Annotated in this window: 22 protein-coding genes; 7 read left to right on the top strand and 15 right to left on the bottom strand. The window is 61.1% G+C overall.

Translation table 11 applies throughout. The features are described 5' to 3' along the window. Positions 1-118: 118 nt before the first annotated feature. Entirely contained in the window at positions 119-1,813 is a 1,695-nt protein-coding gene (locus ACVDG9_RS19345) for a C1 family peptidase (RefSeq protein ID WP_173013835.1), read from the top strand. Further along, complete coding sequence (locus tag ACVDG9_RS19340; protein ID WP_055655899.1) at positions 1,810-2,415, top strand: OmpA family protein; 606 nt, start codon at positions 1,810-1,812, stop codon at positions 2,413-2,415. The genes ACVDG9_RS19345 and ACVDG9_RS19340 overlap by 4 nt, the downstream gene beginning before the upstream one ends. Before the next feature lie 51 nt (positions 2,416-2,466). Here the strand turns inward: ACVDG9_RS19340 and pth are convergent, their stop codons facing one another. After that, positions 2,467-3,255 (bottom strand): aminoacyl-tRNA hydrolase, encoded by a 789-nt coding sequence (gene pth, locus ACVDG9_RS19335; protein ID WP_370197662.1) that lies wholly within the window; start codon positions 3,253-3,255, stop codon positions 2,467-2,469. Between the two features lie 160 nt (positions 3,256-3,415). Beyond that, a complete protein-coding gene (locus ACVDG9_RS19330) occupies positions 3,416-4,039 on the bottom strand; it encodes a 50S ribosomal protein L25/general stress protein Ctc (protein WP_022998099.1) in 624 nt (207 codons plus the stop codon). Positions 4,040-4,383: 344 nt separating this feature from the next. On the opposite strand from ACVDG9_RS19330, the gene ACVDG9_RS19325 reads away from it, so the two are divergent. Continuing rightward, positions 4,384-4,731, top strand: a complete 348-nt coding sequence (locus tag ACVDG9_RS19325) for a TfoX/Sxy family protein (RefSeq protein ID WP_370197661.1) — start codon at positions 4,384-4,386, stop codon at positions 4,729-4,731. Between the two features lies 1 nt (position 4,732). On the opposite strand, the gene ACVDG9_RS19320 is transcribed toward ACVDG9_RS19325, so the two are convergent. Further along, on the bottom strand, positions 4,733-5,419 hold the full coding sequence (locus ACVDG9_RS19320; RefSeq protein ID WP_447238742.1) for an MOSC domain-containing protein: 687 nt from the start codon (positions 5,417-5,419) through the stop codon (positions 4,733-4,735). Further along, on the bottom strand, positions 5,416-5,982 hold the full coding sequence (locus tag ACVDG9_RS19315) for a MarR family winged helix-turn-helix transcriptional regulator (RefSeq protein ID WP_447238741.1): 567 nt from the start codon (positions 5,980-5,982) through the stop codon (positions 5,416-5,418). The genes ACVDG9_RS19320 and ACVDG9_RS19315 overlap by 4 nt, the downstream gene beginning before the upstream one ends. Before the next feature lie 126 nt (positions 5,983-6,108). Here ACVDG9_RS19315 and ACVDG9_RS19310 point away from each other — a divergent pair, with 126 nt between their 5' ends. Further along, positions 6,109-6,840, top strand: a complete 732-nt coding sequence (locus tag ACVDG9_RS19310; RefSeq protein WP_447238740.1) for a hypothetical protein — start codon at positions 6,109-6,111, stop codon at positions 6,838-6,840. Positions 6,841-7,022: 182 nt separating this feature from the next. On the opposite strand, the gene ACVDG9_RS19305 is transcribed toward ACVDG9_RS19310, so the two are convergent. From ACVDG9_RS19305 to lgt, 11 genes are all read right to left on the bottom strand, one after another. After that, positions 7,023-8,315 (bottom strand): amidohydrolase family protein, encoded by a 1,293-nt coding sequence (locus tag ACVDG9_RS19305; protein ID WP_447238739.1) that lies wholly within the window; start codon positions 8,313-8,315, stop codon positions 7,023-7,025. Between the two features lie 9 nt (positions 8,316-8,324). After that, a complete protein-coding gene (locus ACVDG9_RS19300; protein ID WP_022998093.1) occupies positions 8,325-9,269 on the bottom strand; it encodes an ABC transporter permease in 945 nt (314 codons plus the stop codon). Next, complete coding sequence (locus ACVDG9_RS19295) at positions 9,266-10,348, bottom strand: ABC transporter permease (RefSeq protein WP_447238738.1); 1,083 nt, start codon at positions 10,346-10,348, stop codon at positions 9,266-9,268. Before ACVDG9_RS19295 ends, ACVDG9_RS19300 begins: the two co-directional genes overlap by 4 nt. Beyond that, complete coding sequence (locus ACVDG9_RS19290) at positions 10,345-11,892, bottom strand: ABC transporter ATP-binding protein (protein ID WP_447238737.1); 1,548 nt, start codon at positions 11,890-11,892, stop codon at positions 10,345-10,347. Before ACVDG9_RS19290 ends, ACVDG9_RS19295 begins: the two co-directional genes overlap by 4 nt. Before the next feature lie 96 nt (positions 11,893-11,988). Further along, positions 11,989-12,996 (bottom strand): BMP family protein, encoded by a 1,008-nt coding sequence (locus ACVDG9_RS19285; RefSeq protein WP_031268255.1) that lies wholly within the window; start codon positions 12,994-12,996, stop codon positions 11,989-11,991. 390 nt (positions 12,997-13,386) lie between these two features. After that, positions 13,387-14,319 (bottom strand): ribose-phosphate pyrophosphokinase, encoded by a 933-nt coding sequence (locus ACVDG9_RS19280; RefSeq protein WP_031268253.1) that lies wholly within the window; start codon positions 14,317-14,319, stop codon positions 13,387-13,389. Positions 14,320-14,558: 239 nt separating this feature from the next. Next, positions 14,559-15,080 carry a hypothetical protein gene (locus tag ACVDG9_RS19275; protein WP_022998088.1) on the bottom strand — a complete coding sequence of 174 codons (522 nt, stop codon included), beginning with the start codon at positions 15,078-15,080 and terminating at the stop codon, positions 14,559-14,561. 91 nt (positions 15,081-15,171) lie between these two features. Then, on the bottom strand, positions 15,172-16,329 hold the full coding sequence (locus ACVDG9_RS19270) for a M24 family metallopeptidase (protein ID WP_022998087.1): 1,158 nt from the start codon (positions 16,327-16,329) through the stop codon (positions 15,172-15,174). 9 nt (positions 16,330-16,338) lie between these two features. After that, positions 16,339-17,103, bottom strand: coding sequence for a peptidoglycan editing factor PgeF (pgeF, locus tag ACVDG9_RS19265; protein ID WP_022998086.1), 765 nt, complete (start codon positions 17,101-17,103; stop codon positions 16,339-16,341). A 56-nt stretch (positions 17,104-17,159) separates the two neighbouring features. After that, positions 17,160-18,248, bottom strand: coding sequence for a class I SAM-dependent methyltransferase (locus ACVDG9_RS19260; protein ID WP_447238736.1), 1,089 nt, complete (start codon positions 18,246-18,248; stop codon positions 17,160-17,162). Then, positions 18,245-19,060: a prolipoprotein diacylglyceryl transferase gene (gene lgt / locus ACVDG9_RS19255; protein WP_022998084.1), complete on the bottom strand. Its 816-nt coding sequence runs from the start codon at positions 19,058-19,060 to the stop codon at positions 18,245-18,247. Before lgt ends, ACVDG9_RS19260 begins: the two co-directional genes overlap by 4 nt. A 253-nt stretch (positions 19,061-19,313) precedes the next feature. Here lgt and ACVDG9_RS19250 point away from each other — a divergent pair, with 253 nt between their 5' ends. From ACVDG9_RS19250 to proC, 3 genes are all read left to right on the top strand, one after another. Further along, a complete protein-coding gene (locus tag ACVDG9_RS19250) occupies positions 19,314-19,580 on the top strand; it encodes an accessory factor UbiK family protein (RefSeq protein WP_022998083.1) in 267 nt (88 codons plus the stop codon). A 348-nt stretch (positions 19,581-19,928) separates the two neighbouring features. Continuing rightward, positions 19,929-20,429, top strand: coding sequence for a type III secretion system chaperone family protein (locus ACVDG9_RS19245; protein WP_022998082.1), 501 nt, complete (start codon positions 19,929-19,931; stop codon positions 20,427-20,429). After that, complete coding sequence (gene proC, locus ACVDG9_RS19240) at positions 20,426-21,244, top strand: pyrroline-5-carboxylate reductase (RefSeq protein WP_228871833.1); 819 nt, start codon at positions 20,426-20,428, stop codon at positions 21,242-21,244. Before ACVDG9_RS19245 ends, proC begins: the two co-directional genes overlap by 4 nt. The last annotated feature ends 41 nt before the right edge of the window (positions 21,245-21,285 follow it).

The raw sequence follows: 21,285 nt of genomic DNA, 5'->3' as shown, positions 1-21,285 counted from the left end.
TGAAGCGGCAAAAGGAAAGGCGTTCGGCGATGTGATCCGGCTGAAAGCTTCCCTCCGGTTGTTTATCGGTTATAGTCGTGTGGGTGTTTTGGGCGATTGTTTTGGGAATTGGGACGCGATGATTTTCAGTCGCAAGAAACACGGGTTTCTGTGTGCATTTTCCGGCAGCCTGTTTGCCACCCTGGCTGCCGTCACCACTTGTGCCACTGTCTTCTCGGCAAGTCCGGCATCGGCTCAAAGCTTCAATCCGCGTGATCTTACGGGCCTTCTGGGCGATGCGCCGATCGATCCTGCGCTGCTGGAAGGCGTCGGACAGGTAAATGTCACACGGGCCTATATCCCCGACGCGATCGACCTGTCGCCAATGATGCCACCACCCCTGCTGCAGACATACGGCAGCTGTGTTTCCTATGCCATCGGGTATGCCATGCGCGGCTATTACGCTGCGCTTGAAAACAACGTGGAGCCCGGCAACCGCACCTTCACGCCAAGTCCGGCGTTTCTCCATTCGCAGATCCGCAACCGGCAGGAGGCGTGTGAAACCGCCGGAAGTCATGCGCTTCTGGCGATGGCCTATTTCAAGGGCAACGGCTCTCCCGACCAGGACGACATTCCGGACGCCGCCATGTGCTCGGAACGGGTGGAAACCGCAACGATGGCCCCCGACAGGTTCCGCATTCGAGACTTCCTGTTCGTGTTCGACAAGGGGCGCCAGCGCCGCAACGCGACGGACCGGGATCTGGATGCGATCAAGCAGCAGCTGGCGGCGGGTAACCCCGTGGCCACCGGGTTCCTGATGGTCGGCGTGGTGCCGTCCTCCCAGACGCCGGACGGGGTGACGCTGCAATATTTGAAATCGGGAGAGATCTACCAGGGATCGCTCGGGCGTCACAGCGGGGCCGCCGGAGGACACCAGATGGTGTTCGTCGGGTACGATGAACGGCGTCAGGCATTCCTCGTCCAGAACTCCTGGGGGCCATACTGGTCCGGAGACGGGTATGGCTGGATCAGCTACGAGGCAACGAAGGCCGACATGCACAACGCGTCGATCATGCGCACGTCCATCGTGCCGCCGCGTCCGGTGCCAGGGCTGACCAGAACCGACCGGGACAATGAGGTGGCCTTTGCGGGGGATAGCTGCAGCAGCCTTTACGTGAGCGAAGATACGCCGGACGGCATGCCGCTGCTCGCCGGTTTCGTGAGTACTCAGGAAGCGCTCCGGAAACTGGAAGCGGAGTTTCCGCCCGAGCAGCTTCAGAAAATCGATGTCAGGCCCTGGCCCGTGTGTGAAGCCCTGAAGACCCTTGCCCGGCCACTGGCGGAACCTTCGCGACCGCGCATTCGGCTCCTGGGAGGCAGTGCGGATCTACGCTACGGAGATTCGCTGGCATTCGAGGTGACTGCACCGGATTTCGCCTCGTTTCTCTACATCGTCTATCTGCAGGCCGACGGCACTGTGGTGAACCTCTTGCCGCGTCGCGGTCCGGTACGCCAGCAGGTGCAATTCGGCGACCGTTTCGTCTATGGCGATGGCCGGCAGGGGCGTCAGAAGTTCACCGTGCAGCCCCCTGCCGGATCGGAAGCCATTATCGTGATTGCAGCTCATAGCCCCGTCATCCAACTGGAAGAACTGGAAAACGGCGGATCCGGGCAATTCTCCATGCCTGTGAGCGCTGAAGGCGGCGCCGGTACCGCGGACGATAGATATTTCCTGACGGCATTGCGGGCAGGGATGGCGGACCGGCCGGACGAAATGAGCCTGCCACGTGAGATTTCTGCAGCCGTCCTTCATTTGACGATCCGGGAAGAGTGACACTCAAAGGTTTCGACATGCGCTTTCTTATCGAATTTGCGACCGCCCGCCTGGCATTGGCACCCGTTCTGGCGCTGCTGGTCCCCTTGATGCTGCCAGCCGGCGTCTCCGCTCAGTCCGTCACGCCGGATCAGATCATCAACGCGTTGTTGCCAGACGCCGGCGCGCCGAAATCCCGGTCCATGCGAAAGCAGGAACCGCACCCGTTTCGCGGGATCAGCATCGAGGGCCAGTTGCCGCCGGAAGTGGAGCTGCCGCGCATCAATCTGACGGTCAATTTCGAGTTCGATTCCGCCTCACTGACCAACGACGGCATTCTGACGTTGCAGGCGCTCGGACAGGCCTTGCAGGATCCACGGCTCAGGAACATGCGTTTCCAGATCGCCGGGCACACGGACCTGCGCGGCACGTCGGCCTATAATCTGGACCTGTCGAAACGAAGGGCCTTCATGGTCGCGGAGTTTCTGGCTGCGTTCTATACGATCCCCCGTGAACGGCTTGTGCCGGTGGGGTACGGCGAAAGCCGTCCTGTCGATCCGGGCGATCCGGCCAGCGGCCGCAACAGGCGTGTGGAGATCATCAACGTTCAGCCGCTGTCCTGACCGCCAAAGGCAGGCAGCCCGGTTGTGCTGGTGTTCTTGGAGGGACCGGCCTCAGTCGCCGCCGCCGAGCAGCTTCTTCAGCATGTCAGCCATGGGCCCTGACTTGGGTAAATTGACTGACTTGCCTTGCCGGGCCTGGCGGATATGGCTCTGGCCCTTGGGTTTGGCTGGTGCGGGGGTGCCCTGTCCGGGAGCAACGGCCTTGGCGGCTCCGGTCGTGCCATCCTTTGCCTTGCCGTCCTGGCTCTTGCCCTTGCGCTGTGCCTTTTCCGGCTCCAGGGCCAGGGTCAACTTGTTGGCAAACTGGCTGTCCTTGCCTTCGGCCAGCAGTCCGGCCTGATCGGCGACTTCCATCAGGAGCGGCTCCAACCAGTCCCGATCGGCCTTTGCGAAATCACCCAGCACGTAGTTCGACACCAGCTTCTTGTCGCCCGGATGACCGATGCCGAGGCGCAGCCGGCGGTAGCTTTCGCCAATATGCGCCGTGATTGATCTCAGGCCGTTGTGGCCGCCGTGGCCGCCGCCGATTTTCATGCGGAATTTCGCGGGCGGCAGGTCGAGTTCGTCGTAGATGACGACAATGTCTGCCGGTTCGATCTTGTAGAAACGCATGGCTTCGCCGACAGAGCGGCCGGATTCGTTCATGTAGGTGCTGGGTTTCAGCAGCAGGACCTTTTCCGAGCCGAGGCGGCCTTCGGAAACCTGACCTTGAAAACGGGCTTTCCAGGGCTGGAAGCCGGAGTGGCGGCGATGGATCTCATCAACGGCCATGAAACCGATATTGTGCCGATTGCCTTCGTATTTGGCGCCCGGATTTCCCAGGCCGACGATCAATTTCATGGTGTGCCTTTCAAGGTAGAGCGTGCTGCATTTAGCGCAATGCAGACAGGCTGGCTAATCCTGAAACAAAAAAGCAGCCGATGGCGGCTGCTCTGCAAGTTTTCCCGCAAGGGGAAGGGAGGCGGAGGCCGCCTCCCGATTTTTGAAGCAAGGCTGCAGCTTATTCAGCTTCGCCTTCACCTTCTTCTGCTTCAGCTTCGTCGTCGGTCTCTTTCATACCGGCCGGAGCAGCGATCGTGGCGATGGTGAAATCGCGATCGGTGATGGTCGGCTGGCAGCCTTCCGGCAGCTTAACTGCGGAAATGTGCAGGCTGTCGCCCGGCTGTGCCTTGGCCAGGTCGATTTCGAGAGCTTCCGGAATGTTGTCGGCCGGAACGGTCATTTCGACGGTGTGGCGAACAATGTTCAGGACGCCGCCCTTCTTGATGCCCGGGCAGGTTTCTTCGTTCAGGAAGTGAACCGGAACTTCAACCGTCAGCGTGGAGCCCTTGGCAACGCGCAGGAAGTCGACGTGCATGACGTCGTCGCGTACCGGGTGCAGCTGGAAATCCTTGGCAATAACCTGATGCTTTTCGCCGTCCACATCGATGATACCGATGTGTGTAAGGAAACCACCCTTGTGCAGGGTAATGGTGGTTTCTTTCACCGGAATGGTGATCGGCAGTGCCTGTTTCTTGTCGCCGTAGATCACGGCAGGGAGAAGGCCTTCGCGACGCAGTGCCCGTGCGGCCCCCTTGCCCACCCGGTCCCGTGCCGACGCCTTCAGCTCATAGCTGGCAGCCATGGCAAAACTCCTTCGAGTGTATAGGTAACGGACCGGCGAACCACCGTGCCAGAAGACTCATGTTGTCCGGGATCGGTCCAGAAGCGCCTCCTCCAGGGGTGCAGGCGCGAGCGCGGATATACCCAAAGCGCAAGGAAAGTGCAAGTCCGCAGTCGCTCGTTTGTCGCAGGGAACTGCGGAAATTTCAAGCTGGTCACCTGCAAACCGGTCTGTAACACAGATTTGCTGAACCTTCCGGTTGACCGAATGGCTCGTCCGGAAGAGGCTGCGGTCCTCTGTGCGGGTGTGTCTCCCGCTGTCCGAAATCGTTTTCCTGACCTTCCCTGTCTGAAAGAATCGACCCCATGGCCATCGATGAAGACCTCAACGACCGTTTGCGCGAGGCGCTTGGAAACAGGGCAGGCATCAGCGAAAAAAGGATGATGGGCGCGATGTGCTTTTTGCTGCATGGCCACATGATCGCGGGTGCCGACCGCACCAGGGAGGGCGAACGGCGTTTCATCTTCCGTCTTGGCAAGTCCAGCCATGCTGCCGGGCTGGCACTGCCGGGTGCTGAACCGATCGTACAGGGCGGGCGCAGGTTGAGTGGCATGTTCTTCGTCGGTGAGGACGATTGCACCGACGAAGTTCTGCAAAACTGGCTGGATCTTGCCATCGCCAATGCTTTGACACTGCCGCCCAAAGGCGCCTGACCTATCCGTTGAGCCTTTTCGATGTGTCTGCCTGAAAGGCCGGGTCGGCTTTTTTGGCGAAGGAGACACGCCAGGGTTCAGCCAGCTCTTCAAGTTCTGACAGGGCCTTTGCCACCGCCGGATCCAGCCGAGGGTTGAACCGGGCGTGGATGACCTCGCGCAGGTTCCAGTCAGGACAGGGGCGTTCAACGACGGTCAACTCGTCGCCTGCCTGAAACGACCCTTCCTGCAGCACCCGGAAATACCAGCCGGTTCGGCCTGTCTTCTGGAAATGGGCTGCCTGCATGGGGTTGTCTGTATGCATGTTCAGCTTCCAGCAGGGCTGGCGGCCCTGGGAAATCTGCATGCGGACCGTGCCCGCCGACAGGATGTCGCCGATGCACAGGTCTTCCTCGGTAAAGCCTTCTGAAGCGATGTTCTCGCCGAAACCGCCGGGCTGATAGATTTCCGCCTTTTCCGGAAAGGCGTCCCGCCAGTGGGCATAATGCTCCGACGGATAGATATGCAGTGCCTTTTCCGGTCCACCATGCACGGAAAGATCCGCCTGACGGTCGGTGGTGATGCCGGTGGAGCTGACCTGGAGGATGCCATCTGCGCGGGTCTTGCGGATGGCAGACGGCTCCTTGCCCTCCCAACGGTGTTCTGGTTCTCCGGTGAAGAGGGAGACGATGCGGGCTTTGGCGGTCATGGCTGATGGCTTTCGGCTGGTGTGTGTTCGTGGCAGAGCTGTGCGGCATCGACAGGCGAGAGCGGCACGTTGAGCAGCTTGCAATAGCCCCCCGTTTCCCTTGCCTCGTGATGGCAGCAGGTGCTGCAGAGACCGAACGAGCGGCCACCCCGCTGGTGCAGCATCGTCAGGACGAGTGCTTTCAGGGACGAGGCCAGCGACGCGGCGACGTCCGGCGGCAAGGCGTCGATGACATTCTCCAGAGACGAAGGGTCCTGCAACAGGTCCCGGCCTGCCTGGGTGACGTCATAACGAATGCTGCGCTTGTCTTCGTCCGAACGCGTTTCGGCAATCAGCTCCTTGCGGGAAAGTGCCTTGAGGGTTTGCGAAGCCGTGCCGCGTGTCGTTGCCAGAAAATCGGCCACGTGCGAGGGCGCGCGTGAAAAGCGGTTTGCCCGGGCAAGATAGTTGAGCGCAGCAAACTGTGACGGGTTCAAAGGCCCGTTCCACTCCTCGGCAGCGGCAAGACGCGTCAACCGGTCGATCAGGTCGCGAATGGTCTGTGTGTCGGTTGGAGCAAACATGCTCTCTATGTAGCGAGTCGAAATTAAACTTGCAATAGTTTCGACTCGCTACTAATAAGGCTGCGTCCTCAATCAAGGAGAAAGCCGATGTACAAATCCATTTCCCAAGCTGTTTTGATCGCAGGTATGTCAACGATCGTCCTGCCGACTGTGGCATCTGCAGGCGGCAATCACGCGCTCCACCAGACGGGAGCAATCCTGTCGCAGGAAAACCCGGAGATCGACCCGAACTACGACATCCTGGCCGCCCATGTGCACCGCAAGGGGCGTGTCGTAACCTTCCACATGACACTGAAGGGAACGGCCGGTGCGAGCGTGCCGGAGGCAAACGGTGCGCTCGCAGGGGCGCCGGTGCAGTCCTATGTCTGGCCAACGTCACTGAAGCCGGAAACGGTCGGGTTTGAAGGGGGGAACGGCATCCTTGCGCTGGTGGCTACCAGCCATCCGGATTTCGACGACACACCGCTTTTTGATGAAGATGGCGACGGCGACCTTCTGAACGATGGCGCGAAATGGCACTCGCACTGGGTGGTGCTGACACCGAACGAGGCCTGCGGTGCCGGCGCACTCTCCGTGCAGGATATTCCCGATGGTACCAACCCGAAGATGCCGGCCACCTGGCCGGGCCTGCCGATCTACATCGACAGCCCTGGATTTTCACCCGTGTTGGAGGCAGAGGAAATTACCCTCAACGTGGCCTTTGCCGATGAAAGCACTGTTGAGACCCTGTCGTATGACGGCGTCACGTCGGCCCTGCGGGTGAACCAGAACGTCCACGCCCCACTGCTGTGCGTCGTCGACGTCTTCGACGTTGCCTCCGGCGATCTCAGCCTGCCGGGAAAATTGACCGGGAACTGAACCGCATCAGCACCAACCACTCACCGCGTCATTGCCGGGCTCGTCCCGGCAATCCATGCCATGACCGGGCTGGGTTCCAAGGTCTTATCTGGGGCAGGGAAACGGCGTGGATGCCATGGTCGAGCCATGGCATGACGGGAGAAGGGGGCTCTGAGGCGCAGGGGGCGAACTTGGAAAAACGGTCAGCCCTCGTGCGGAGCGTAGGAGGCCGGGTCGACCTGGGCCGGACGTCCGGGGAGGGTGAGTTGCGCCTGCCGGGCCGGGGTTGTTGCGATCACCTTGCCGGACTTGACGACCGCAAGACGCGTTGCCTTCAGGCGAATGGCCTCGATCGTGTCGCGGGCCTGCAGCAACACGAAATCCGCCTTGCAGCCTTTGTCCAGGCCGTACCCGTCCAGGTTCATCGCCTTGGCCGGATGCGCGGTGACGCAGTCGTAGCAGTAGCGGATGGCGTCGCGGCTGGTCATCTGGGCAACGTGAAGCCCCATGGAGGCGACCTCCAGCATGTCGCCGGAGCCCATCGAGTACCAAGGGTCCATCACACAGTCGTGGCCGAAGGCGACGTTGATGCCGTAGGATCGCATCTCCGGAACACGGGTCTGGCCGCGGCGCTTTGGATACGTGTCGTGCCGACCCTGCAACGTGATGTTGATCAGCGGGTTCGCAATGGCATGTACTTCCGCTTCGGCGATCAGCGGCAACAGCTTGGAGACGTAGTAATTGTCCATGGAATGCATGGACGTCAGATGCGATCCGGCAACGCGGCCCTGCAGCCCGAGGCGCTGGGTCTGATAGGCGAGCGTCTCGATATGGCGCGACATTGGATCGTCGGTCTCGTCGCAGTGCATGTCGACCATCAGCCCGCGTTCTGCCGCGATTTCGCACAGCCGCGCGACCGACCGGGCACCGTCGTCCATGGTGCGTTCGAAATGCGGAATGCCACCGACGATGTCGACGCCCATGTCGAGTGCCGTCAGAAGGTTCTTCTCGGCGGTGGCAGAGCGGTAGAGCCCGTCCTGGGGGAAGGCGACCAGTTGCAGGTCGATGTAGTCCTTCACCTTCTCTCGCACTTCCAGCAGGCCTTTGACGCCGGTCAGCCTGTCGTCGCACACATCCACATGGGTGCGGATTGCCAGCAGTCCCTGCGAGACGGCCAGATCGCAATATCTCAGGGCCCGCTCAACAACGGTATCGACGGTCAGGATCTCCTTCAGTTCTCCCCAAAGCGCGATGCCTTCCAGCAGCGTGCCGCTGCGGTTCATGCGCGGCAGGCCGAGCGACAGCGTCGCATCCATGTGGAAGTGGCTGTCAACAAACGGCGGCGACACGAGGTGTCCACCAGCATCGATCACCTGGCCGGCGTCCGCCGTGATCCCGGTTTCCACAGCCTCGATACGGCCGTTCCGGCAGGCAATGTCGATGCCGTGGCGGCCGTCGGGCAGGTTGGCGTTCTTGACGAGGAGATCGAAACTCATGGGACTGTCTCAGCGTTGACCACGGAAGTAGGGCACAAGAAGAGCCCTTGGATAGTCTGCCCGGCGGGCAACGACAATCAGCGCGGCGATGGAAAGCAGATACGGCATCATCAGGAACACCTGGCCGGGAATGAAACTGCCGACCTCGGTCTGAAGACGCACCTGGAAGGCATCAAAAGCCCCGAAGAGCAGGGCGCCGATCAGGGCCTTGCCGGGTCGCCAGGAGGCGAACACCGTCAGGGCGATGCAGATCCAGCCACGGCCGTTGACCATGCCGAAGAAAAACGCGTCGAAGGCCGACATGGTCAGGAAGGCGCCGCCAAGCGCCATGATCGCGGAGCCCGCAACCACCGTACCGATGCGGATCGCATAGACCGAGAGGCCCTGCGATTCCACGGCAGCCGGATTGTCGCCGACCGCCTGAATGGCCAGGCCGAGCGGGGTTCGGTAGAGCACATAGGCCGTAACCGCGACCAACAGCAGGGCAAGGAAGGTCAGGGGCGTCTGCTGGAACAGGGCAGGCCCGAGGAACGGCAGGTCGCTCAGGCCCGGAATGTCGAGCGGCTTGAAAGCCTCGATCCGGGGCGGGGACGAGACGTCCGGCAGGGCCGTCCGGTAGATGAAATAACTGAGCGAAGTGGCAAACAGCGTCACACCAATGCCCGAGACGTGCTGAGATAGCCCGAGAGGCACGGTCAGAATGGCGTGGATCAGTCCGAAGAAGGCGCCGGCCATCGCCGCGACCAGAACGCCGCCCCACAGGCCTGCGCCAAGCCAGACCGCCATCCAGCCGGCCATGGCACCGGCGGTGAAGATGCCTTCGATGCCGAGGTTGAGGACGCCGGCACGTTCGCAAACAAGCGCTCCGATGACACCGAAGATCAGCGGGGTCGCGATGCGGAGCGCGGCCGCCCAGAAGTTGGCGGAGATGAGAATGTCGAGGATCTCGGTCATTCTGCCGCCTCCGGGTTTGCCTGGCTGCCGACAAAGCGGATCTTGAAGCGCAGGAACAGACCGGAGACCAGGACGCACAACAGCGCCATGGCGACGATCAGGTCTGCCAGATAGTTGGAGACACCAGTGGCACGGGACATGGAATCGGCCCCTACAAAGATGCTCGCGATGAAAAGAGCCGCCAGAACGACACCGGCCGGGGATAGCCCGGCAAGCATGGCGACAACGATGCCGGAATAGCCGAAACCGGGCGAAAGGTCAGCGGTCAGATAGCCTTTCAGACCGGCAACTTCACCAACGCCGGCGAGCCCTGCCAGCGCGCCGGACAGAAGACCGACGCGAATGAAGGTTGCGGTGACCGGAATGCCGGCGTGACGGGCGGCAGCGGCGTTCTCGCCAACCGCGCGGATTTCGAAACCCCAGACGGTGCGTTTCAAGAGGAAATAGACGCCGAGCGATGAAACGAGGGCGATGACAAAACCCCAGTGAATGCGCATCCGGTCCATCAGCTTGGGCAAGGCTGCTTCATCGAGGATGGGTTCCGACTGTGGCCAGCCCATGCCCATGGGGTCCTTCATCGGGCCTTCCAGCATCATCTGCACGAAAAGCAGGATGATGAAGTTCAGCAGCAAGGTGGTGACGACTTCATCGACGCCAAGTCGTGTTTTCAAAAGGGTTGGACCAAGCATGACCAGCCCGCCGGCGAGCGCACCGGCAACAATCACCATGGGAATGAGAAGGTAGGGCGGTGCGGAAATGACGCCAGTGCCGACGGCAACCGCCGCAAGGGCGCCGGCATAAAGCTGGCCTTCCGCGCCGATGTTCCAGAGCTTGGCTCGGAAGGCGACGGCTGCCGCCAGGCCGGTGAGGATCAGCGGTGTCGCCCTTGTCAGCATTTCGGTGAAGGCAAAGAGTGAGCCGAAGGCGCCCTTGGCCATGAGGCTGTAGGCCTCGAACACCGACAAGCCGGCAAAGGCCATGGGGATGGCTGCAAGCACCAGGGCGGCAACAGCCGCGGCAATCGATACACCCAGCATTCGGGAAACGGAGGAGGGGCCACGCGGTTCGAAGCGGATCATGCTGCGTCCTCCGCATTGTGTCCGGCCATCCTGAGGCCGAGAGAGCCGCGGTCCAGTGTCTCACTGGGTTCGGCTTCGGAAAGATGCCCGCGGTGGATCACGGCGATCCTGTCGGAAAGGCGCATGAGTTCGTCGAGATCCTCCGAGATCAGGATGACACCGGCCCCGCGGTCGCGAGCCGCCAGCAGGCGCTTGTGAACATCGGACGTGGCACCGACATCCAGCCCGCGCGAGGGTTGGGCGGCCAGCACCACCTTTGGAACGGTTTCAAGGGTTCTGGCCAGTACGATCTTCTGGATATTGCCACCCGACAGCAGCCGCGCCGGGCTGTCCTCGCTCTGGCAGCGGATATCGTAGGCCTTGATCAGGTTGCGCGCCCGCTCCCGCATGGCGGAGAACCGCAGCAGACCGAGGCGCTGGTTTTCCGGTTTGCGGATGGCTTCGATGGCAAGGTTTTCCGAAACGCTCATCGCTCCGACAATGCCGTCGTGGTGACGGTCTTCGGGAATGCGGGCAAGGCCGTTGTCGATCATGGTTCGGGCACTCGCGTGGCCGATCACCGTGCCTTCCAGCGTCATGGATCCTTGGGTGAGCGGTTCCAGACCGGAAATGACCCGAGCAAGCGTCGTCTGGCCGTTACCCGAAACTCCGGCAATGCCGAGGATTTCACCGGATTTCAGCGTGAGTTCGACCGCGTGCAAGGCATCGCGGCCATGTCCGGCGGAGGCCTTGTTCAAGACGAAAAGCGGTGCGCCCGGTGTGCCGGGGGACCGCATTGTCTCGACAATGGCATGGCCGACCATCAACTCGGCCAGCTTGCGCCGGTCGCATTCCGCTGTCGGCAGGTCGGCGACCTTGCGGCCACCGCGCAGCACGGCAACCCGGTGCGAAGAGGCAAGGACTTCCGCCAGCTTGTGCGAGATGAAGATGATGCCGAGCCCGTCGTCGGCCAGCTTTTTCAAGGTCGCGAACAGAGTGTCGGATTCCTGGGGTGTCAGCACAGCGGTCGGTTCGTCCAGAACCAGCACGCGGGCATCGCGGTAGAGCGCCTTCAGGATTTCTACCCGCTGTTTTTCGCCGACGGAAAGCTGGGAAATACGGGCATCGAGGGAAACCGTCACGCCGGAGCGGGCCATCAGCTCTTCCAGTTTGCGGCGGGCAGGCGCCCGGGAAGAGGAAAGCGCGGCAAGCCGTTCCGTGCCCAGAAGGATGTTGTCGAGCGCGCTCAGGTTTTCGGCAAGGGTGAAGTGCTGGTGCACCATGCCGATGCCGGCCTGGAGCGCGGCATGCGGCGACCCTGGTTCCAGTTCGCTCAAGCCGGAGCCGTCCGGCGAAACCATGACCCGGCCTTCGTCGGCCACGTAGTGCCCGAAAAGGATGTTCATCAAGGTGGTCTTGCCGGCGCCGTTCTCGCCGAGAAGGGCAAGGATCTCGCCCTGTTTCAAATCGAGCGATACGTCGCCATTGGCCGTCAGAGCGCCGAAGCGCTTGGTGATGCCGTCCAATCGCAGCACGACACCAGCGTCCTGTGCCGGACCTGCCATATGATCCCCCCGGGAAAAGAATGAGTGCCGCGCTTGAACCCCGCGGCCGGGAATCGCCGGCGGTCATTGTGACCGCCGGACGTGGCAGGCGAAAGCCTACATGGTGGATTTCGGTTCGCTGTCGTTCACATTGACGCGGAACAGGCCGTCGAGGATTTCCTGCTCCTTGGCCTTTGCCGCGGAAACCGCGTCGGCAGGAGCAAGGCTTTCGTCCACAACGAAGCTGCCGCCGCCGTAGGACATGAAGCTGTAGGGGCCGAAATCGGCAGGTTCAAAGGTGTCGCTGGCGACAAGGCCGATCGCCTTGTCGATGGTCGGTTCCATGTGCCACAGCGCGGAGGACAGGATGGTGCCCGGATAGTCGCTTGCCGTGTCGATCACGTTGCCGATCGCCAGAATGCCCTTTTCCTTGGCCGCATCGGAAACGCCGAAGCGCTCTGCGTAGAGAATGTCCGCACCCTTGTCGATCATCGCGAAGGCAGCTTCCTTGGCCTTGGGCGGGTCGTACCAGGAGTTGATGAAGGTCACGAGGAACTTCACGTCCGGGTTCACGGAGGTTGCGCCTTCCATGAAGGCGTTCATCAGGCGGTTCACTTCGGGAATGGCGTAGCCGCCAACCATGCCGATGACATTCGACTTGGTGGTGGCGCCGGCGATCATGCCGGAGAGATAGCTCGGCTCATGGATCCAGTTGTCGAAGACGGCAAAGTTCGGCTGAGCCGGTCCGAAGGACGACCCCATCAGGAAAGCCGTGTCCGGATATTCCGCAGCCACCTTGCGGGCGGCGCGCTCGACGGCGAATGCTTCGCCAACCACCAGATCCATGCCCTGTTCGGCGTATTCACGCATGACGCGCTCATAGTCGGTGTTGGCAACGTTTTCGGAGAAGGTGTAGGTGATTTCGCCGCGTTCCTGGGCGGCTTTCAGCGCCTTGTCGATGCGGCTGACCCACTGCTGTTCGACCGGAACGGTGTAGATCGCTGCGACCTTGACCGGGTCGGCGGCATTGGCGGAAGGAACGGACAGTCCTGCCGATACTGTGACAGCCAGAGCGGCCGTCAACATGGCCCTGCGGGCCCTGGAAAATGGTTTGGAAGTGAGCATCTGAAATCCCCTGGAAAAGACCTTGTGCAGACTTAGATGACCACAAAATATGCGTGCTCACAAGCTGGGCAGGAGCTTCGGCGGCAAATTTTTTGAACAATTGGGAAAATTTGTGAAGCTTGGCGCGGACTGGTTGTGAGGGGTGGAAACTACCCGTCCGGTGTCGGCGTGAATGCAGCCCGAAGGAGCGGTTACAAGGTCCCGGCTGCAAAACCTGTGGGGGCCGGCATCCGGCTCCGATTCCCTCCCGCCGGCTCGGGCGTGGCCGCAACTTTACGGCAGCGAGCAATACGGCAATCGCGGAAAAGGCAAGTCTTGCAGAAAAATGTGGGCTGAACGCAAAAACGCCCGGCACGGGCCGGGCGTCTTGAGCGGTCGACGTTTCGGCGATCAGCTGAAGAGACTGGAAACCGACTTTTCCAGTGCCGTGCGGTTGATTGCTTCGCCGATCAGCGGGGCAATCGAGATTGCACGGATGTTGGCTGCAGCCGTGATGGCGGCAGTCGGTTCGATGGAGTTGGTGATAACCAGCTCCTTCAGCTTGGAAGAGGTCACGCGGGCAACGGCACCACCGGACAGAACGCCGTGAGTGATATAGGCCGTTACCGACTGTGCGCCCTTGGACAACAGGGCTTCGGCAGCGTTGCAGAGCGTGCCGCCACTGTCGACGATGTCATCGACCAGGATGCAGTCATAGCCTTTGACATCACCGATGATGTTCATGACTTCCGATTCCCCGGGCTTGTCGCGACGCTTGTCGACGATGGAGAGCGGAGCTTCGATGCGCTTGGCAAGTGCACGGGCGCGCACCACGCCGCCGACATCCGGAGACACGACCATGACATTGTCGGTCGCGTAGCGTTCCTTTATGTCGCGCGTCATGACGGGCGCTGCGAACAGGTTGTCTGTCGGGATATCGAAAAAACCCTGGATCTGACCGGCGTGGAGATCCAGGGTTAGAATGCGGTCGGCACCGGCTTCGGTAATGAGATTGGCCACCAGCTTTGCCGAGATCGGGGTTCGGCCGGAGGCGCGGCGATCCTGCCGGGCGTAGCCGAAATACGGAATGACCGCGGTGATGCGGCGGGCAGAGGACCGGCGGAGCGCATCGATGATGATGAGCAGCTCCATAAGGTGGTCGTTTGCCGGGTAGCTGGTCGGCTGGACGACGAATACATCTTCGCCGCGTACGTTTTCCTGGATTTCTACGAAGATTTCCTGGTCGGCAAACCGCCGGACCTGGCATTTGGCGAGAGGTGCATCCAGGTATTTGGATATTTCCTCAGCCAGGGCTCGGTTGGAATTGCCCGCGACGATCTTCATGAGCCGCAAGTCCTTCTGGTGCGACGGCGGTTTTGCAGACAGGTTGTGCCTTGCAAACACGCGGAAAGGCCTAGGTCTTAAGTCATGTGCCGGGTGCCGGGAGCCTCGCTCGGAAACCCTCGGCAGGCGGCGGCGTTGTAACAACCAAGCAACCGGACCACAACAGGCGTTCGTGCCTGACGCCCGCTTTTTTTTATTTTTTGTGACGCCACGCCGGAATTACCCGGCAAAGCAATTCATTATCGGTTGAGCCAGGCCTTGATTTCCACCATCGAGCGATTGGCAATGCGCGACAGCGTGCCGGAGCTGACAGCCTGCCATGGGTCGCCCGAGGCTCCGCCGGTATCTTCCGTTCCGGAGATTCGCTTCACGCGGCGACCTGAGCTGTCGACGATGTCGAAAACGTAGAAGACCGTGCCGTTGGAAGGCTGCCCGGTGGCCGACAGATAGCCATTGACCCGGTAGGTGGCGGCCGCGCCGATGCGGCGTACCAGCGTGATGCCTTGTTTGCGGGCTTCGGAGCCGATCATTTCGGACAGCTCGTCGGCAATGTTGCCCGGTGCACCGGTAAACGGTTCGAACGCGAAGGTGATGCCTTCTTCCGGGTCGACCTGTCCGGCGATCGTCGGCGCGGTGACAGTGGTCGAGATCGGAGTAGGGGGCTGTGGAGCAGCCTGACAGGCTGCAAGCCCTGCTCCAAGCAGTAGAACCGCCAACAGGCGCCGGGAAGAAATGGATTGTTGGGTGGTCTTGTCTGTCATGGAGACGCTTGGCTCTCGCGGTCGATATCGTCGTGGCAGCGGCCCTGCCGGAAACGCGAAACGCGAACCGGGCCGCAAGGTTGAAACTGGTTTAGCCTGACTTGACCGGCAGGTCGAGAGGCAGCTTGGACAAGCACTCTGGCGTTCCGGTCGTGGTCAGATAGGTCTGGCCGAGCGTCATGGCGGTTCCGGAGTTGGAATCCATCAGGATCATATGCATGAAGATGACCATGTCGGGCTTTACCTCGGCCGGATTGGCCCGGTACGCCATCGGCATGTCCATCCAGCTTGGTGTGAACCTGGCACCCAGGGAATAACCGCAGGCGTTCAGCCGGTGCGGCATCAGGCCATGAGCGTCCACCCGTTCCGCATGAGCGTCGAAAACATCGCCGAATGTCTTGCCGGGAACGAGCTGTGTTTCAACGGCGGCCAGTGCTTCGCGTGCGGCGGTGTACATCTCCAGATGCCGGTCCGTCGGCGTGCCGATCACCACCGTGCGCATCAGTGCGGCATGGTAGTGGCGGTAGGCGCCTGCCCATTCCAGTGTCAGCTGGTCCTGTTCGGACAGGTTCCGGCGACCTGCCTTGTAACGGCACAGGAGAGCGTCGCGGTCGGAGCCGATGATGAACTCGTTGCCGGGGTAATCGCCGCCACCTTCAAAAATGGCTCCCTGCATCGCAGCCAGGATGCGACCCTCGTCGGCTCCGGGGTGGATTTCATCCATTGCCGCATAAAAGGCCTTGTCCGCCAGCTCCGCGGCCTTGCGCACATAAACGATTTCCTCGGCGCTTTTCACCGCACGAAGTTCGGGGATCAGGGGCGAGGCATCGCTGACATCGGCGAAACTGGTAAGTTCCTCGTTCAGCTTCAGCGCTATTTTGCCGGTCATGCCCTGTGTGTCGTATTCAACGCCCAGCTTGCAGCCGAGCAGGTCCATGTCGAACAGCAGTTCCTTCAGCTGCAGCACCGGGCTGGCGGAGCCGCGGTCGATCCAGATGCGGATGTCCTCGATGTTCGAGGTGTGCTTGGCCTGGCGTTCGTCGGCAGATCGGGTGAGGAGCACCCGGCGTCCTTCCTTCGTCACCACGAGGCACTGGAAGAAGCAGAAACCGAAGGTGTCGTAGCCGGTCAGCCAGTACATGCTCTCCTGGGCGAAGAGCAGCATGGCATCCAGCTTCTGCGCCTCCATGGCGGCTTTCAGCTTGTCAAAGCGGCTTTCAAACTCGGCATCGGAAAAATGAAGTGCCATGGGTGGTCCTCACAAAAGTGCAATCGCGCTGATCTGGCGGCCGTAATCCGGTTCCTTGCGATGGGTCGTCCGGCGGTAGGAGAAGAAGCGATCTTCATCGGCATAGGTGCACAGTGCCAGGTCGGCAACAGCCCCCAGTCCAAGAGCCTGAAGCTTGTCCGTAATGAAGGCGGGTAGGTCGAACATGAAGTGCTCTGCCCGTTCAGAAGGCTTGAAGTAGCGGGTGTTGTCCGGGTGCTCCTGAAGGAAACGTTCCTTGAATTCGGGGCCGACCTCATAGGCGCCCTGCGAAATCGTCGGACCCAGCACCGCCGTGATGTTGGTTCTGGTCGCGCCGAGAGCCTCCATGGCGGCAACCGTATTCTGCAAGATGCCGGTAACGGCGCCTTTCCAGCCTGAATGGGCAGCGCCGATGACACCCGCCTTGGTATCCGCAAACAGAAGCGGGCCGCAATCGGCCGTCGCGATGCCGATGGCAAGGCCCGGTGTGGCGGTGACCAGGGCATCGGCCTTGCGGTCAGCATCCTGTGCGAACGGTGCGCTGACAGTGATCACGTCGGCGGAGTGGATCTGATAGGGGGACACCAGGCGATCGGCGCCAATGCCGAGCTGGCCGGCAACCCGGTCGCGGTTTTCAAGAACGCTGCTGCGCTCATCGTCAGAACCGAGACCGATATTGAGGCTGGTATAAATGCCGCCGGAAACGCCGCCCTGGCGGGTGAAGAAGCCGTGCCGGATGCCATCCAGCTTCAAGACGTCTGCTTCAATTTTCATTCAGGGCTCCTGAGGGGGAGGGGATTCGCCACGCCAGCGACTGATCCTTGGGGTGTTCAGGACGCGCTGTCAAACGGGGGAAACGAATTTCCGGAATTCGTCACTGCGAGCACCTTGAAAAGATCCCCCATCTGGTCAGGCGCGGCCAGCCGTTCGACGGCATCGCGGATCGCCTCCTGTTCGCTGTGGGTTTTGCCCGCACCAAGGGCACCTGCCCGTTCCAGAAGACCGGTGCGAAGCAGGAATTCGCCCTGGGTCAGCGGCGCAAGAGCGCGGGCGCCCGCCCGCACTGCCGCCGCCGCCAATGCCTCGAAATTCACATGGGCGGTCAGATCCGCTTCTCCCGGATGAGCCAGGACGTCGTCATAGGCGTGCCTGTAAAGTGCTTGGAGCGTGTCGCCAGCAGCAGTCTTCAGATACCCGTAGTCAATGACGAGTGCTGCACCGCCATTGTCTGCAATCCTTTGGCCGATTTCTTCGGCGATCGCATTGGCTGCGGGCTGGGTTTCGAAGATCGTGCCGTCCGGTGCAGTGGAAAGGCCAGCGGGTACAGCGTCATCGGGCAAACGGGCGGTGCCGACACCGAAGATCAGCTCTTCGTGCTGCGAAAGCCCGATCTGGCGTTCCTGCCAGCCGTGTTCGGTCTTGACGAACTGATGGATCGGCAGGGCGTCGAAAAACTCGTTGGCAACCAGGATCAGCGGGCCGTCCGGAACGTCCTGTAACCGGTCGCGAAACTGCGGTTTCAACGGACCGCGCTTCAGCGTCGCTGACTGCATGTCCCTCAGTCGCTGGCTGGTCTCAACCAGGTTCAGGCGAGCCGCCTTCACGAAGGCAGGACGCAGGGCTGCCATCCGCAAGAGGTCGGACATCAGTGTGCCGCGACCAGGCCCAAGTTCGACCAGCTGAAATTCTGCGGGCTCTCCAAGTGCCTGCCAGGCGGACAGGCAGGCTGCCCCGACGAGTTCGCCGAACATCTGGCTGACTTCGGGTGCTGTGACGAAATCGCCCGCGGTGCCGAACGGTTCGCGTGTCATGTAGTAGCCGGCGTCCGGGTCCCCAAGGCAAACGGTCATGTATTGTGCGACCGAAAGCGGACCCTCGGTTTCTATCCGTGCCTTGATCCTGTCTTTCAGACCCGTCACGCCGCGGTTGCTCCGGTCCGGCGCCGGGCGGCCCATATCATGGTTGCGAGGCCCGCCAAGATCATCGGAACGGACAGCAGTATGCCCATGGTGAGAAAGCCGCTCAGATAGCCGATATGGGCATCCGGAACCCTGTAGAGTTCTGCTATCGACCGGGCGATGCCGTAGCCGAAGGCAAAGGCACCGGCAAGAAAGCCGGGCTTTTGCAAAAGCTTGAAGCGCCGGCTGAGCACCATCAGAACCAGAAACAGCACGATGCCTTCGAGCGCGGCTTCATAGAGCTGGCTTGGATGACGGGGATCCGGTCCGCCGTTCGGAAAAACCACGGCCCAGGGTACATCCGTCGGCCGGCCCCAGAGCTCGGAATTGATGAAATTGGCGATACGGCCGAAGAACAGGCCGATGGGAGCCGCGCAGCCGGCAAGGTCGAACAGGGTCCAGATCGACAGGCCGCGTTTCCAGGCAAACAGGATCATCGCGATGACGGTGCCGGCAAAGCCGCCGTGGAAGGACATGCCACCGGTCCAGATCTCGAGCGCTTCGGCCGGGTGGGCGATATAATAGCCTGGATTGTAGAACAGCACGTAGCCGAGGCGGCCACCGATGATGATACCGAGCGTTCCCCACAGCACGAAGTCGTCGATCTCGAGCTGTGTGGGACGGGCAATGCCACCCCACAGCCGGTCGTTGGCCACCAGCAGACGCATGTAGCGCCAGGCCAGCAGAATGCCGACGATATAGGCAAGCGCGTACCAGCGCAGGGCAAAGGGCCCGAATTCGACGAGTACAGGATCGATTGCGGGAAAGGGCATAACCAGAACAGGCGGCACGGCAGAACCTTCCGATGGTGCGCGGGCGGGTTTCGGGCTGAACGCTTGCGCGATCTTGTCCGCCTCGTCAAGCCGACATGGGTTTGTCAGGCCGGTGGGGCGCTACCCGCAAGAGGGCTCGGGAGATTGCTCCTGTTGATAGTGAATTCGGCTGCGGCGGAATTGGTCCTTGAAGTTCCCGCCATTCCCTCATACCTCTCTCCCATCGCATGTTTTTCCGATCAAGGAGGGTCCAATGACCCAAGGCCCGAACCGTCTTCTCGATGATTTTGCCAAGCTGATGACCGACGCCGCCGGTGTTGCCCAGGGTGCCCGCCGCGAGGTGGAGACTGCCTTCCGTGCGCAGGCCGAGCGTTTCCTGTCCGACATGGACGTGGTTTCGCGCGAAGAGCATGAAGCGGTCAAAGAGATGGCAGTGCGCGCTCTGGACCGGATCGACGAGCTCGAATCGCGGATCGCCAAACTCGAAAATCCGGAATCCGGCGCTGCTGGAGACGCTTAACCCGATTTGTTGACGTCGATGTGAGCGTTTTCTGTTAATAGTTGATGACAGAATTACGACGCGTGAACATGGCGGGTTTGCGTTGATTTTGGGCAGTGTGATGAAAAATACCGCTGAGTCGTCCACAAGTTTCGGCTTTTTTCGCTCAATTGGTATGTATCGCTTAAGTCAATCCTGCTCCTATACTGAAAGATAACAGGGATTCGTCGGAGCAAGACGGAACCGGTTCCCTTCTAAAAGGGCCGTAACAGGACGCGTTTTGCTCCTCCGGCATGGGACTTTTCCCGGCGGCCCGCCCGGTTATCGTGATCGGGTTCCAGGCCCCCGGCTCAGAAGGGGAGTAGGCACATGAGCCTCATCGAGCTTGAACTCGAGCGACCTGGTAATCCCGTTGACACCATCGAGACGTTCGCCGCCTTGAACGACTGGACGTTCGAAAGGTCGGACGAAGACGAGATCACCATATCCCTGGAGGGGAGCTGGTGTGATTACCACGTCTCCTTCTCGTGGATGGAGGAAGTCGAAGCCCTTCATCTTGCCTGCGCTTTTGACCTCAAGGTCACCGAATTGCGCAAGACGGAAGTTGTCCGTCTGCTCGCACTGGTCAATGAACAGCTCTGGATGGGCCACTTCGATCTCTGGAACAAGGAGAACGTGGTGATGTTCCGGCAGTCGCTGCTTCTTGCGGGCGGTGCGGAGGCCTCCTCGGCACAGATCGAGGGAATGCTGACAAATGCCCTTGAAAACTGCGAACGTTTCTATCAAGCCTTTCAATTCGTCGTCTGGGCCGGTCATTCGGCAGCCGAGGCGTTGAATACGGCCTTGTTTGAAACCGCAGGAGAAGCATGAGCTTTTCAAAGGAACGGCCTTTCCTTCTTGTCGGAGCCGGCAAGATGGGCGGGGCAATGTTATCAGGCTGGATGGCGGAAGGGATCGATCCCGCCGCCATCGTGGTCAGCGACCCGCGTCTTTCCGAAGAGATGGACGCCCTCCTCAAGAAACACGGCATCCGCCATGTGACTTCGGTCCCGGATGACCTTACGGCTGGCATCGTGCTGGTGGCGATCAAGCCACAGCTCATGGACCAGGTCCTGCCCGGGCTGAAGTCTGCCGTTGCTGCCGACACGCTCGTGCTGTCGATTGCGGCGGGTACTCCGGTTGCCAAATTCGAGGAATACTTCGGCAAGGTGCCGATCTGCCGCTGCATGCCGAACACACCGGCCATGGTCAAGCGCGGCATCACGGCGGTGTATCCGACTGAGGCAGTTTCCGCTTCTTCCCGCGAAGATGTCACCAAGCTTCTGTCGGCGGTCGGTAAGGTGGTCTGGCTCGACAGCGAAGACCAGATCGATCTGGTGACCGGTGTCAGTGGATCGGGCCCAGCCTATGTTTTCTTCCTCGCAGAAGCCTTGAGCGAAGCGGGCAAGCAGGCCGGGCTTCCCGAAGAGATAGCTCATGAGCTGGCCGTTGCCACGGTGTGCGGGGCAGGGGAGTTGATGCACCAGTCCGGTGAACATCCCTCCATCCTGCGCCAGAACGTTACCAGCCCGAACGGCACGACGGCTGCTGCGCTTGACGTGCTGATGCACGCCGAAGGATTGCAGCCGGTTATGAGCAAGGCGGTTGCCGCCGCCGTCAAACGCGCTCGGGAGCTGGCCGGCTGAGGTCGTCCCGGCAACACGGGTTTTATCAGACAAAAGGCCGC

Source organism: Roseibium sp. RP-7 (assembly GCF_053005225.1).
The sequence above is the reverse complement of the archived record's forward strand: the minus strand, read 5'-3'. Positions and strand labels throughout refer to the sequence as shown.

Bases quoted from the DNA above. Each gene is read 5' to 3' on its own strand.
- ACVDG9_RS19345 (WP_173013835.1), top strand. From the start codon at position 119: ATGATTTTCAGTCGCAAGAAACACGGGTTTCTGTGTGCATTTTCCGGC.
- pth (WP_370197662.1), bottom strand. From the start codon at position 3,255: ATGAAATTGATCGTCGGCCTGGGAAATCCGGGCGCCAAATACGAAGGC.
- ACVDG9_RS19330 (WP_022998099.1), bottom strand. From the start codon at position 4,039: ATGGCTGCCAGCTATGAGCTGAAGGCGTCGGCACGGGACCGGGTGGGC.
- ACVDG9_RS19325 (WP_370197661.1), top strand. From the start codon at position 4,384: ATGGCCATCGATGAAGACCTCAACGACCGTTTGCGCGAGGCGCTTGGA.
- ACVDG9_RS19320 (WP_447238742.1), bottom strand. From the start codon at position 5,419: ATGACCGCCAAAGCCCGCATCGTCTCCCTCTTCACCGGAGAACCAGAA.
- ACVDG9_RS19315 (WP_447238741.1), bottom strand. From the start codon at position 5,982: ATGTTTGCTCCAACCGACACACAGACCATTCGCGACCTGATCGACCGG.
- ACVDG9_RS19310 (WP_447238740.1), top strand. From the start codon at position 6,109: ATGTCAACGATCGTCCTGCCGACTGTGGCATCTGCAGGCGGCAATCAC.
- ACVDG9_RS19305 (WP_447238739.1), bottom strand. From the start codon at position 8,315: ATGAGTTTCGATCTCCTCGTCAAGAACGCCAACCTGCCCGACGGCCGC.
- ACVDG9_RS19300 (WP_022998093.1), bottom strand. From the start codon at position 9,269: ATGACCGAGATCCTCGACATTCTCATCTCCGCCAACTTCTGGGCGGCC.
- ACVDG9_RS19295 (WP_447238738.1), bottom strand. From the start codon at position 10,348: ATGATCCGCTTCGAACCGCGTGGCCCCTCCTCCGTTTCCCGAATGCTG.
- ACVDG9_RS19290 (WP_447238737.1), bottom strand. From the start codon at position 11,892: ATGGCAGGTCCGGCACAGGACGCTGGTGTCGTGCTGCGATTGGACGGC.
- ACVDG9_RS19285 (WP_031268255.1), bottom strand. From the start codon at position 12,996: ATGCTCACTTCCAAACCATTTTCCAGGGCCCGCAGGGCCATGTTGACG.
- ACVDG9_RS19280 (WP_031268253.1), bottom strand. From the start codon at position 14,319: ATGAAGATCGTCGCGGGCAATTCCAACCGAGCCCTGGCTGAGGAAATA.
- ACVDG9_RS19275 (WP_022998088.1), bottom strand. From the start codon at position 15,080: ATGACAGACAAGACCACCCAACAATCCATTTCTTCCCGGCGCCTGTTG.
- ACVDG9_RS19270 (WP_022998087.1), bottom strand. From the start codon at position 16,329: ATGGCACTTCATTTTTCCGATGCCGAGTTTGAAAGCCGCTTTGACAAG.
- pgeF (WP_022998086.1), bottom strand. From the start codon at position 17,103: ATGAAAATTGAAGCAGACGTCTTGAAGCTGGATGGCATCCGGCACGGC.
- lgt (WP_022998084.1), bottom strand. From the start codon at position 19,060: ATGCCCTTTCCCGCAATCGATCCTGTACTCGTCGAATTCGGGCCCTTT.
- ACVDG9_RS19250 (WP_022998083.1), top strand. From the start codon at position 19,314: ATGACCCAAGGCCCGAACCGTCTTCTCGATGATTTTGCCAAGCTGATG.
- ACVDG9_RS19245 (WP_022998082.1), top strand. From the start codon at position 19,929: ATGAGCCTCATCGAGCTTGAACTCGAGCGACCTGGTAATCCCGTTGAC.
- proC (WP_228871833.1), top strand. From the start codon at position 20,426: ATGAGCTTTTCAAAGGAACGGCCTTTCCTTCTTGTCGGAGCCGGCAAG.